This window comes from Nonomuraea turkmeniaca (assembly GCF_005889735.1).
GTDB classification, from domain to species: domain Bacteria; phylum Actinomycetota; class Actinomycetes; order Streptosporangiales; family Streptosporangiaceae; genus Nonomuraea; species Nonomuraea turkmeniaca.
Genome location: NZ_VCKY01000288.1, coordinates 1 through 11979, shown reverse-complemented (window position 1 = coordinate 11979; position 11979 = coordinate 1). Strand labels below are relative to the sequence as shown.

Annotated in this window: 12 protein-coding genes, 1 pseudogene and 1 riboswitch; of the genes and pseudogenes, 10 read left to right on the top strand and 3 right to left on the bottom strand. The window is 67.0% G+C overall.

What is annotated here, in order from left to right:
* The 4 genes and pseudogenes from ETD86_RS47480 to ETD86_RS60400 form a co-directional block, all read left to right on the top strand.
* On the top strand, positions 1-371 hold a 371-nt coding region (locus ETD86_RS47480), incomplete at its 5' end, for an alpha/beta hydrolase (protein WP_138673204.1).
* Positions 372-400: 29 nt separating this feature from the next.
* Positions 401-868: a VOC family protein gene (locus ETD86_RS47475; RefSeq protein WP_138673203.1), complete on the top strand. Its 468-nt coding sequence runs from the start codon at positions 401-403 to the stop codon at positions 866-868.
* The gene (locus ETD86_RS60405) at positions 777-1262 is read left to right on the top strand and encodes an FAD-dependent oxidoreductase (RefSeq protein WP_425465702.1); all 486 of its coding nucleotides are present in this window, start codon (positions 777-779) and stop codon (positions 1260-1262) included. The genes ETD86_RS47475 and ETD86_RS60405 overlap by 92 nt, the downstream gene beginning before the upstream one ends.
* Before the next feature lie 234 nt (positions 1263-1496).
* Positions 1497-2338, top strand: a pseudogene (locus ETD86_RS60400) (oxidoreductase).
* 86 nt (positions 2339-2424) lie between these two features.
* Here the strand turns inward: ETD86_RS60400 and ETD86_RS47460 are convergent.
* On the bottom strand, positions 2425-2739 hold the full coding sequence (locus ETD86_RS47460) for a hypothetical protein (protein ID WP_138673202.1): 315 nt from the start codon (positions 2737-2739) through the stop codon (positions 2425-2427).
* 1256 nt (positions 2740-3995) lie between these two features.
* Between ETD86_RS47460 and ETD86_RS47455 the strand changes: the two genes are divergently transcribed.
* Positions 3996-4370 carry a chorismate mutase gene (locus tag ETD86_RS47455; protein ID WP_138673201.1) on the top strand — a complete coding sequence of 125 codons (375 nt, stop codon included), beginning with the start codon at positions 3996-3998 and terminating at the stop codon, positions 4368-4370.
* Between the two features lie 42 nt (positions 4371-4412).
* Here ETD86_RS47455 and ETD86_RS47450 read toward each other — a convergent pair whose 3' ends face one another.
* On the bottom strand, positions 4413-5267 hold the full coding sequence (locus ETD86_RS47450; protein WP_138673200.1) for an aminoglycoside adenylyltransferase domain-containing protein: 855 nt from the start codon (positions 5265-5267) through the stop codon (positions 4413-4415).
* Between the two features lie 1052 nt (positions 5268-6319).
* Between ETD86_RS47450 and ETD86_RS47440 the strand changes: the two genes are divergently transcribed.
* The 4 genes from ETD86_RS47440 to ETD86_RS47425 are packed head-to-tail and all read left to right on the top strand — an operon-like array spanning position 6320 to position 10125.
* Complete coding sequence (locus ETD86_RS47440) at positions 6320-8722, top strand: sensor histidine kinase (RefSeq protein WP_138673199.1); 2403 nt, start codon at positions 6320-6322, stop codon at positions 8720-8722.
* A complete protein-coding gene (locus ETD86_RS47435; protein ID WP_138673198.1) occupies positions 8719-9150 on the top strand; it encodes a roadblock/LC7 domain-containing protein in 432 nt (143 codons plus the stop codon). The genes ETD86_RS47440 and ETD86_RS47435 overlap by 4 nt, the downstream gene beginning before the upstream one ends.
* Positions 9147-9545, top strand: coding sequence for a DUF742 domain-containing protein (locus ETD86_RS47430; protein ID WP_138673197.1), 399 nt, complete (start codon positions 9147-9149; stop codon positions 9543-9545). The genes ETD86_RS47435 and ETD86_RS47430 overlap by 4 nt, the downstream gene beginning before the upstream one ends.
* Positions 9526-10125 (top strand): GTP-binding protein, encoded by a 600-nt coding sequence (locus tag ETD86_RS47425; RefSeq protein ID WP_138673196.1) that lies wholly within the window; start codon positions 9526-9528, stop codon positions 10123-10125. The genes ETD86_RS47430 and ETD86_RS47425 overlap by 20 nt, the downstream gene beginning before the upstream one ends.
* Positions 10126-10254: 129 nt before the next feature.
* Here ETD86_RS47425 and ETD86_RS47420 read toward each other — a convergent pair whose 3' ends face one another.
* Positions 10255-11412 carry a phosphoribosylaminoimidazolecarboxamide formyltransferase gene (locus ETD86_RS47420; protein ID WP_138673195.1) on the bottom strand — a complete coding sequence of 386 codons (1158 nt, stop codon included), beginning with the start codon at positions 11410-11412 and terminating at the stop codon, positions 10255-10257.
* 30 nt (positions 11413-11442) lie between these two features.
* Positions 11443-11527, bottom strand: a riboswitch (ZMP/ZTP riboswitch).
* 114 nt (positions 11528-11641) lie between these two features.
* Between ETD86_RS47420 and ETD86_RS57585 the strand changes: the two genes are divergently transcribed.
* Positions 11642-11979, top strand: a 338-nt coding sequence (locus ETD86_RS57585) for a hypothetical protein (protein ID WP_211370756.1), incomplete at its 3' end; no start/stop codon positions are given.

Sequence of the window (11979 nt, the reverse complement as noted above, 5' to 3'; positions counted from 1 at the left end):
CCCTCGACCCGACCCCCTTCACCCTCCCCGACGGCACCACCGGAACCGACCTGTACATCAAGCGCGGCACGTTCCACCACCAGTTCGCCGCCGACGTACCGGCCGGCACCGCGGCCCTCATGGCCGCCACCCAGCGGCCCATCGCCCAGTCCGCCCTGGAGGAGAAGGCCGAGGTCGCCGCCTGGAAGGACAAGCCCACCTGGGCCGTCATCACGACCCAGGACCTCAACATCCCCGCCGAGGCCCAGCGCTACATGGCCAAGCGCGCCCACGCGCACTCCGTCGAAGTACGCGCCTCCCACTCCGTCGCCGTCTCCCAGCCCAAGACCGTGGCCGACGTCATCGAGCAGGCCGCACGCGCCACCCGATAGCCCCACGACGCGAAAGAAGGATCACCACCATGGACATGAAGCTCGAAGTCGTCGTCCTGCCCGTATCCGACGCCGACCGCGCCAAAGACTTCTACATCCGGCAACTGGGTTTCCGCCTCGACGCGGACTTCCCCATCAACGACGGTTACCGGATCATTCAGGTCACTCCCCCCGGTTCGGCCTGCTCGATCATCTTCGGCGACGGCCTCACCGACGCCGATCCCGGCACGGTCCAGGGACTGCACCTGATCGTGTCCGACATCGAGCAGGCCCACAAAGAGCTGAGCAGCCGCGGCATCGACGTCACCGGCCCGTTCCACGACGCCACCGGCCCGTTCCACGACGCCACCGGCGCCTTCCACCAGGCCGGCGAGACCGGCCGCGTCATGGGCCTGCACCCGCAGCGTGCCAGCTACGGCTCCTTCGCCTCGTTCGCCGACCCCGACGGCAACCGCTGGTTCCTGCAGGAGATCACCCAACGACTGCCCGGCCGCTGACCAACGGCATCCCCGAGACACGGCCACCACCCCTGACGGCGGCATCGTCCACCTGCGGGCCCAGCACGCCGTGGCCGTGTGCGCCGGCAGCGCAGCCGCCCTTCCCGACCTGCCGGGCTCGCCGCCCTGCGCCCCTGGGCCGGCCGCGACGCCACCAGCGCTCCCAACCGCCCGGACGACTCATCATCGTCGGCTCATCGTCGGCGCGGGCGTCGTGGCCACCGAGATGGCCACCCCCTGGCAGGTCCTCGGTACCGAGGTCACCCTCCTCGCCCGCGGCTCCCGCCTGCTGCCAGATGGAACACTTCGCCGGGCTCACCGCGGGACGAGATCCTCTTCGCCGCCGGCCGCGCGACCCGCACCGGCGACATCGGCCACGAGACCGTCGGCCTGACCCCCGGAGACTGGCTCACCACCGCCCGCGCCCCTCATCGACCCCGATCGCCGTGTCGTCGGCGGCGTCACCTTTGCCGGGCCAGGCGTCGTCGAACTCCTCCACCCTGGCGATCACAGCCAAGGGTCTCTGTAGCACACGAAGAGATTTATGACACATTGAAACGAATATTGATCCTATAAGTGCTACATTAGTGAGGCAGTTAGAGGAAGATTGATCACAAAGGAAACACCCATGGCCCAGACATGGCTCATCACCGGCGCATCACGCGGCTTCGGACGTCGCCTCGCAGAAGCCGTCGTCGAAGCAGGCGACCAGGTCGTCGCCACCGCACGCAGCCCCAAGCAACTCGACGACCTGGTGGCCCGCCACGGCGACCGGATACGAGCGGTCGCACTCGACGTCACCGACGCCGCCGCGGCCTCCCGGGCGGTCAAGGAGGCCACCGACACCTTCGGCGGCCTCGACGTGGTCGTCAACAACGCCGGCTACGGCAACAGCGCGCCGATCGAAGAGATGGCGAAGACGACTTCCGCGCCCAGATCGAAACCAATCTCTTCGGCGTCGTGAACGTCACACGGGCCGCCCTGCCCGTCCTGCGCACCCAGCGATCAGGGGTCTTCGTACAGTTCTCCTCCATCGGAGGACGCGTCGGCGGCACCCCCGGAATGGGCGCTTACCAGGCCGCGAAGTTCGCCGTCGAAGGCTTCTCCGAAGTCCTCGCCAGCGAAGTCACACCCTTCGGCATCAAGGTCATCATCGTCGAGCCGGGCGCGTTCCGCACTGACTGGCAAGGCTCCTCCATGGAGATCCACCCCGTCGGACCCGACTACGAGCAGACCCTGGGCGCCATCCACCGCTATCGACGCGACACCCACGGCACCCAGCCCGGCGACCCGGCCCGCGCCGCCAAGATCATCATCGACGTCGTCCGCGACGACGACCCACCCCGACGACTCCTCCTCGGCAGCGACGCCGTTGCCCTCGCCCAGAAAGCCGCCGCGATCCGCGCCGCGGAAACCGAGAAGTGGGCCGATGTGAGCCGCTCGGCCGACTACCCGACCGACGAACGCTAACCGCCACGTCGCCCCCGCTCGATCACCACGTCCGGGCCGTGGAGTCGGCGCTCTTCGAGGCGGGCTCACGGCACGGTGGAGCGGAGTCAGGTGAGGTACCTGCCGAATTGGTATTCCATGAGGTCCCAGAACGATCGGTAGCGGACCTCGCCCGGATGCCAGCTCGCGAAGTCCCATGCCTCCCACTCGCCGTCCTCCCCGACGACATGCGGGTTGAGCAGCCACACCTGCCCCTCGATCTCTTCGGAAATGCAGAGGCTGGCAGACACGGACTCTTGGTGCATATACCACTCGTCCAGCCGCTCCTCGTGCCGCACGATCTCGGCTTCAGCGACGCCGGTTGCGCCCAGCCAGGCCGCGCGACCGAATCCGTCGTCCGACTGCGCTGGGTGTTGCGACACACTAGCCCTGTACTGCGCGAAGTATTCCTGGGCTGCGCATGGCGATCTCGTCATGGCCCACGAGGCACTTCTCGCAGGTCCGGTGTGGGACCCTCCGTGGACATGCTGACGAGGCTTGGTCAGCAACAACGATCAACGGCGGCGCTCCGGGCCGCCGATGCTTCGGCGGCTATCGGGAGCGGGGAGAGGAATGGGCGAGGCGGTCGTCAACCAAACGCCGTCGTTCCAGCGAAAGACCGCGAGCAGTCATGGCCCTATCCAGAAGATCCGGGTCGAACCCCTGCGCCGCCATGTGGTCGAGGAGAGGTTCGTATCGATCGGACCGATCACGCAAGAGTTCTGTGGCCAACCGCAGTTCCAGGCGCACCACGGGAACACGATGCGAGCCACACGTGATCAAGACGTAATGCTGCCACGGGCCACGGCCAACGCACTCCATCCCATCGGAGTCGGTCTCCTGCTCGACCGTGCTGATCTCTACCTGGACCCCGTTCACCTCGTACCTAGCGAAATACTGCGAACTCTCGGGGAGCCAAGATGCCGCATGCAGACAGGGAAAGGACGAGAGAGCGGCAGCGACCGTGTCCACGTCCTCCCGCCGAGCCACTAAGAGGTCGACATCTCCGACAGGAAGATGAACACCTTGCAGCAGAGCGGCACTTGTGCCACCCACGCGGTACATCGGGTCGGCCCCCACAGCCCGCAGGGCGGTGAGCGTCGTCTCTAACGCCGAGGTTACGTCCACCAGCCGCAGAGATGCCTCACCAGCTCCCATGACGATCAGCGTACCAATCACCACAGGGTTGGTCCGGACGCCGCACGATCGTTCGCAAGCTGGGTCCGGAGCTCGCAAGGTTCGCGCGGATTGAACACACCGACAGACCGCGGTGGGTCCGCGGGGCAACCGCCAAGGCCGCCACCATTCGGTCGAGGTCGGTCAGGAGGGCGGCGAAGCCGGCCATGACGGCCCTCGCCGTCGCCCCGTCCGGCGGCTGTGCGACCAGGCGTGGTAGGACGGGAACGGCCGGCGTCGTTGACGAAGGGCGCCGGACACCAGCATGATCGGCCGGGGACTGTCCATATGGCGGACCGAGATGAGGGGGGCATGGACGCACGGTTCCGGGTGCCCTACCGCTCTCCACGCCATGTCCCGCCTGGGCGCCTCGCGACGGCCAGAACGCGAGAGCCACATAGTGCTCGGCGAAACCACGGTAAGATCAATCCTTCAAAAGTCGCAACGGGATGAAAATATCTGTATGGAAAACTTCCATGGGCGAACTCGGGAATCCGGTGAAGCCACAGCCGAAGATCCGTCTCTCCCGGACCCGTTCGCCCGAAAAGAGCTCCAGCGGCTCCGCGACAGCATTGACAACCTCGATGCCGCGCTGGTCCACCTTCTTGCAGAGCGATTCAAGTGCACCAAGGAAGTCGGCCGCCTCAAGGCGGAGCACCGGCTGCCGCCGGCCGACCCCGAGCGCGAGACGCGGCAGATACAGCGGTTGCGCAAGCTGGCGGAGGAGTCGAAACTTGACCCAGTTTTCGCGGAAAGGTTTTTGGGTTTCATCATTGAAGAGGTCGTTCGCCACCACGAGTTGATCGCCGGCAGCATGTCGGCGGCTCGCGAAGATTAGCCATCGACTCCGACGGTTGGAGCCACCCGAACGAACGGTCAGTCAAACGCCCTTATGCCACTGCTCCGCACTCGCGATCACTTCGAGGATGAATTCGCCCACCAAGCGCGGCGATCGACGTGGGTCGGTCGTGGACGCCTCGACGCCGATGGGCGTCGAGGCTCCGATACGGCGGGCCAGCGCCAGCCGGATCAGCGGATGCCAGCGCGTCTCGAAGGTGTCCAGCGCGTACTCCGCCGCGGCTTCCTTCGAGATCACCTCACCCGTGACGATCGTGTGGTGCAGCCGCGGTGGGGCGAGCACATACGACAGGGCCAGCCGGTGGGCCGGAACCAGCGGCTTGCGTGGAGGTTGTGCCGATAGCGCCTTACCGGCATATGCGGCCCAGTGTCCGCGTAACTGCTGCAGATTCCACTCGCGTAGTTTGCCCGGCTCTGGGTCGAGACCTAGTTCGTCCGGAGCCGGTCCCCGCACCGTGACACCCTGTTCCAGCAACACCTTCCACACCACCGGATTGACCTCGAACCCTCGCCCCCGCTTGAAAGACGGCCCGCTGTGCTGGGCAAGCGGACGGATGTGCGTGACCGGCTTGCTCAGGTCGCTCGCCGAGACGAAGACGCCGTTGATCGTGCCCGGGATGGCAGGCCGGGCCCGGATGAGGGCCTGCCAGGCCGCGGGCACATTGCCGACCTTGTGCAGGAGCGCCAGTCGGCGCATGTCCCGATTGCCGAGGTCGCCGTCCACCGCAGCGACGAAGTCGATATCGCTGCTCCCTGCCCGCCAGGCACCCAGCGCGGTCGAGCCGACCACGTAGAAACCACGGATTCGCCCCGGCACCAGTCGATCGGCCACGGACAGGTAGCGGGAAACCGCGCGTGCCACGTCCGCTGGAAGCATGAGGCAAAGCCTTCCACAACAGATGGAACGCCGGGATCTGATCACTTCAAAGAGCGGGATTCCACGGGCCGGCTGTCGGGTGACGACTCACCGGAAGCGGCCCGGGGCTTCGGCGCGAGGTTCACTCCACCGCCTGGACCAAGGTCACCCAGCGGTCGGCCAGGCGGGCGCGCGCCGGAGCCATCTTCGTCAACGGCGAACTCGTCGAACGACCCGCCAACGGGAAGGTGGATTGAGCCCGCGATCCGCGACCGCGGACGTATGCGGTCACCGCGAGGTGAGTCGGATCACCGGATATTCCCAGTCGGATTCGCGATGCGGGGCTGCATACGGGCGTTCATTTTCCGCTGCATCCAGCGTGGGAACGCCCCGGGCGTACCGGGCTTACGCGCGCCTGCCTGCTGTTTCTGTGTCATTGCCTATCTCCAGTCAGTTCATCCATCTCGCGACACCGAATGCCGCCGAGAGCGCTCGAACGGCCGAGCGTTAAGCCTTGGCCCCTGCTGGATCCGCGCGATGTTGCCCGAGCTGAAGACACCGGACCCCAGGTCCTTGTGCACTTGATGCCCAAGGCGGTCACACTGGGTGCGGTTCGGGCATAGGCCCTTCTCGATTGCTGACCGATCCGATGAGCCCGCCTCCCCATCGCCCCGACAGGCGTCTCGGCCGTGTCGCGGATCGAGAGCGATAGACCGGCCATCCGCGACGGCTCGTGTGACCGGCCCGAGGCAACTCTGTGCTGACCAGGCCAGAGACGCAGAAGACCAGCCGTTACCAGAGAATTCCCATCAGAGACGAAACCCGTATATTTCTACCTTCTAGCGCATTAATCGGTCAGAGAACATCAGGGCCGCCCGGTGAACCGCGACGAGCGAAAAACGGCCTCGCAGCTGGCCCGACGAAGCGGGGGCTTTCGACACACCTGTCCTATGGCTAACATCGGGCACCAATCGCCTACATTGGCAAATTTCGTCATGGGCGCACCGATCGGTGAGGAGAGTGTCCTGCACGTGGCTGGATTGTCGAGGGGCAGGCGACAACGAACGGGGCCCGTGAGCGACGGGAATGGGTTAGCGGGGTCGGCCGGCGGCAGGCCGCGGCGACTGGCCGGCGCCCGCCGACTGCCGTTGCGTACCGTGCTGCTCATTGTCGTGTTCGTGCCGAGCCTGACTTTTACCCCGCTGTTGGCTTCGGGCATGTTCCAGTTGTCCACTCAGTGGCAGGCGGAGAAGGCCCAGCTGAGTCTGGTCACCGATACCGTCGGCAAACCCGCGGCCGACCTGTTCTTCAGCCTTGACCGGGAGCGACGGCTCACTGCGGAGGTGCAGGCCAACCCCCGTAACACGACGCGCGCAAGGCTTGCCGAGCAGCGCGCGGTGACCGACGAGGCCGTGAGCGCCTTCCGTCCCCTGACCGCCCTGGACAACCCCAACGCACAGGACGGGCTCACCGACGCCATCGCGCGTACCGGGCGCAGCCTCGGCCTCCTCGACCAGCAGCGCCAGGCGGTGGACTCCGGTTGGTCCAGCGCGCAGAACGCGTTCGAGTACTACAGCGACGTCCTCGAGTCGGACCTCAGCGTACTGACCGCCCTCAGCCACACCGATCACCACGAGGTGAATACCCAGGCGCAGACACTGGTCGACCTTTACTGGGTCGTCAACCTGATCGGCCGCGAGGACGCCCTTCTGGCCCGTGGATGGGAGACCGGGCGCCTGACGAGGAACGAGTACGACCTCGTCACCGATGCCATCGGCACCAGGAGGCACCTCCTGGAGTCCCGTGTGCTCCCTAGCCTCACAGGCGACGAGACCCGGTACGCGAAGCTGACGACCAGCAAGGCGTGGGAGGCCATGACCGCGCTGGAAGGGCGGCTGGCCACCTCCGTGGTCAGTGCCGACGGCAACCAGGTGACACTCAGCGGGGACGGCGCCGAATGGCGCTCCTCGGTGGACGCGGCCACCGCGCCAGTGCTGGAACTCCTCCGCCTCCGGCTCGACAACGTCGGCAAGGTCGGCGACAGCCACGCCAACATGCTTTTCACGGTCTTCATCAGCATCACCACCGTGAGCCTGCTCGCCTTGGGCCTGGTGATCTTCACCAGCTGGCGCCTCACCTCCATTCTCCGCCGGCGCATCCTCCACCTCCGCCAGGATGCCCAGGCACTCCAGGAGCGCCTGCCCAAGGTGGTCGCCCGGCTGGAGCGCGGCGAAGACGTCGACGTGGACGCGGAAGTCCACATGGTCGAGCCCACCCCCGACGAGCTCGGCGAGCTCGGGCAAGCCCTCAATCTGGCCAGTCGCAGCGCCGTCTTCACTGCCGTGCGGCAGGCCGAACAGCACCGTGGCTTCCAGCGCATGCTCCAGCGCGTCGCCCGCCGTACCCAGATCCTCATCGGCCTTCAGCTGAAGAAGCTGGACGAGCTCGAACGCAGGCACGAGGACCCCGAGGTGCTGGAGGGCCTGTTCGACCTGGACCACCTCACCGCTCGGCTGCGCCGTTACGAGGAGAACCTGGTGATCCTCGGCGGCGGGCAACCACAGCGCCGCTGGCGCAAGCCGGTACACCTGCTCGATGTCCTGCGCGCCGCGCAGGGCGAGGTCCAGGACTACCGACGGATCTCGATCGACGTCGAGGGCGAATCCTGGGTGGCCGAGCGCGCGGTCGGACCCCTGGTCCACGTCCTGGCGGAACTCATGGAGAACGCCACGACCTTCTCCAAGCCGCTGACCCCCGTCGAGGTACGGGCCGCACCGGTCAGCCGGGGCGTCGCCGTGGAGATCGAGGACCGCGGCCTGGGCATGGAACCAGGAGAGTACGCCGCCGCCAACGCCCTGATGGAGTCACCACCGCAGCTCGATGTGATGACCCACGCCGACGACGTGCGTCTCGGCCTGTACGTGGTCGCTCGGCTCTCCGCGAGCCTGGGCCTCCGGGTGGAACTGCGGCGGTCGGCCTTCGGCGGCACCCGCGTCATCGTGCTGCTCCCGGACTCGCTGGTGGTGGACCGCCCCCGTGCCGTACCCGTGCCGACCGTGCTTCCCGACGAGGCCCCCCAGGTCGCCACCGGTCCGCAGCCCTACCCGCAGGAAGGTACGGCCGGACCCCCGGACGGACAGTTGCCCACCCGCTCCAGGGGACGCGCGATGGCGAACGTCACAGCGCCCACCGGATCACCGGTCCAGGACGACGCACCCCCGCCGTCCGACCGCCGGCCGCTGCCCCAGCGCGTTCGCCAGGCCAACCTGGTCACCGAGCTCAAAGCCCCGGTGGACCAGGATGACCAGACCCACCAGGAGACCTGGTTCGTACGCGACCAGCCCCGCCGATCCAGTGCCACGATCGGCGCGTTCCAGAGGCAGTCTCGCAGGCGCCGGACCGGTGACGACGCCTTCCAGCCCCGGCCGAACGGATCCCCCGAGCCCGGTTCCCCTACGACGGAAGATCGAAGATGACGCAGCGAACGACCGCCACGAACATAGACCTGGACTGGCTCCTGGACGGCCTGGTCGATCAGGTTGCGGGTACTCGGCACGCCATCGTGCTGTCCAACGACGGCCTGGTGATCAGCCGCTCCAGGACCATCAAACGCGCGGACGCCGAACGCCTCGCCGCGATCGCCACCGGCCAGCAGAGCCTGGCTCGCGGTGTCGGGCAGCTCTTCAGCGGCGGGCCGGTCCATCAGGTCATCATCGAGATGGCCGACCTGTGGCTGTTCGTCACGGCCGCGGGCCGCGGCACCCATCTGGCCGTGATCGCGTCCCAGGAGGTCGACGCCGAACTGATGACCGTCGCGATGCACACCCTGATCCAGCAGGTCGGCCAGAAGCTGGGAGCCGACGCTCGTCCCCCGCAGGCCGATGACGTGGAGAGACACGGATGAAGCACTGGACGGAGGGGTTCGACGACGATGACGCCGACGAGTCCCTTGTCCGTCCCTATACGATCACCGGCGGACGTACCACCTCCGAGCGGAACGATCTCACGCTGATCACCCTGGTGACGGCGATTTCCGAGGTCTCTTCGGAAGCCGAACGCCGCCTGAGGAGAATGCAGCCGGAGCACCGCACCATCTTCGCTCTGTGCAAGCGGCCCCTGGCGGTGGCCGAAGTCGCCTCCGCGCTGAATCTTCCGGTGTCGGTGACCAAGATCCTTATCGGCGATCTGATCGAGACCGGTCAGATGCGAACCAGGCCACCGCTGGCCTTCGCACAGGCAGGCGGCATTCCCGATATGACAATCCTTGAGGCGGTGAGGGATGGATTACGCAATCTCTGATCACGGGGACGCCGCTCCCCTGGCAGTGAAGATCCTTATCGCCGGCGGTTTCGGCGTCGGGAAGACGACCCTGGTCGGCGCGGTGAGCGAAGTCGCCCCACTGCGTACAGAGGAGTACCTGACCCATGCCAGCGTCGGCGTCGACGATCTGGAAGGGGTGAGCGGCAAGTCCACCACGACCGTCGCGCTGGACTTCGGGCGCATCACCGTCAACAGCCAGCTCGTGCTCTACCTGTTCGGCACTCCTGGGCAGGAACGTTTCTGGTTCATGTGGAACGACCTCGTCAACGGAGCGTTGGGCGCGGTCGTCCTGGTCGACACCCGCCGGCTGGATGTGAGCTTCGCGTCGATCGACTTCTTCGAGAGCCGCGGCATCCCCTTCGTCGTCGGCGTCAACTGCTTCCATGGCGTCAAGGACAGGACACAGGAGGAGATCCGCAGGGCACTCGATCTCGACCCGCAGGTGCCGCTGGTGCTCTGTGACGCCCGCGACCGGACGGCGTGCCGCGACGTGCTGCTGGCGCTCATCGACCACCTGATGGCCGCCCGGTCCCACACCGCACCGCATCCTGTGGCGTGACCGGGCCGCTCGCGTCCGACGTCCGCTCGCCCCTGAGCACCATCCAGGAATGGGTCGAGACGCAGGTCGGCCGTAACTTCCTCTCACGAGTCCGACCTTGGTGTGGTCCTCCGCCGAAAGGGCGCCGGCTCAATGGTGGAACAGTCTCAGGCCGGTACGGGCGAGCGTGATCCCGTGCTCGCGGCAGGCGTCCGCGATCTCGTCGGACCGGATCGATCCACCCGGCTCGGCGATGTAGGCGACCCCATGACGCTGGGCGTGATCGATGTTGTCGCGGAAGGGCAGGTATCCGTCGGAGACAAATGCGACCTCGGTGAGACGCCGGCTCCACTCGGCGCGCTGGCCGGGGGTGAGTTCGTCGACCGGTTCTGTGAGGACCTGGGCGAGGCGCCGGTGCTCGAGCGGGGTGAGGCCGCCCTCGATGTAGCGGACCTGCCAGTTGATCCTTTCCTGGTTCCGGATCCCGGCGGCGAAGGGGAGGGCACGTACCGCGGGGTGACGGCGGAGCCACCAGGTGTCGGCCTTGGCGCCGGCCAGGCGGGTGCAGTCCACCCGGGACTGCTGGCCGGCGCCGATGCCCAGTGTCATGCCGTCGCGCAGGTAGCAGACGGAGTTGGACTGGGTGTAGCGCAGCACGATCAGGCCCAGCACCAGGTCGTCGGCGGCAGCCTCGGGCAGGGACTCACCCACGACGAGGTCGAGCAGGTCTCGGGAGATCGGCGTCCGGTCGCGGTCCTGGGTCAGGCGGACGCCGAAGACCTCCCTTGACTCCTCCCGTGGCGGGGTGAACGTCGGATCCGCTTCCAGGATCAGGAATCGGCCGTTCTTCTTGGTGCTGAGCCGCTCGACGGTCCCGGGCTCGAACCCTGGGGCGATGATGCCGTCGCAGACCATGACGGCCAACAGCGCGGCGAGATCGGCGTCGACGGGGTGGGAGACGGCGGCGATGTCGCCGTAGGAGGACTTGGGGTCGGCGTCACGAGCGCGAAGGTACGCGCCGGCCAGGCCGGTGATGGGTGAACCGTCGATTCCGTACGGCTGCGCGGTGACCTCGTCGACGGGACCGGACAGGGCCGCTCCTGCGGGCGAGACGTGCTTGAAGGACGCGGCGACCGGCCTGCCCAGTGCCTGAGCGGCCTCGTACACGAGTTGCCAGGCGTTCAACGCGTCCAGCAGGTTGGTGAACGACGGTTGTCCGTGCACGACCCGGAACGGCCAGCGGGCCGGCGTCGTCAGGGTCGCGTGTGCTCGTGATTGCTGTGGGTTGATTCCGTAGCGCAGCTGCACGTCCTGGCCTCCTCAGCGGGACTTCGCTGATGGAGGCGCCCAGGCGGTCGACGCTCGCATCCGGTCACGGCCGCTCCCCGGTGGTGTCCCACCTGCGCCAGTCGCAGCCGGGACGAGTCTAGCCCTCCGGCCACGCGACGATGGAGCCAGCCGATCCTGTCACGGTGTGTGACGAATCCGTTACGAATTTCTTGGGTGGACGAGTAGTGACGATGGCATACTCCCCCGCGTGCCATCCTGTGTTCCCCGTGAGGATGCCCGTTATTTCGGCGGTGCCATACCGACGCTGGTTCTCCACTCGGCCGAGCCCATCGTGCAGCTTCCCAGATTCCGGCTTGTGCACGGCAGGCCGTCGACCTGCGCCGGGTGGGAGTTCATCCCCGGTGTGACCTTTTCGATGGTCGAGGGGCCGGGAAGGTTTCTCCTGATGGTGGAAGGGATCACTCATCGGGACGAGGTCGATGAGCGTTTCGCGTGGTTGAACGCCGTGGACAGGGCCGGTGGAGCGGTGGTGGCGGTGGTCGGCGCGCACAGTGAGACTTACAGCTGGATCGCTCTGGCGGAGAG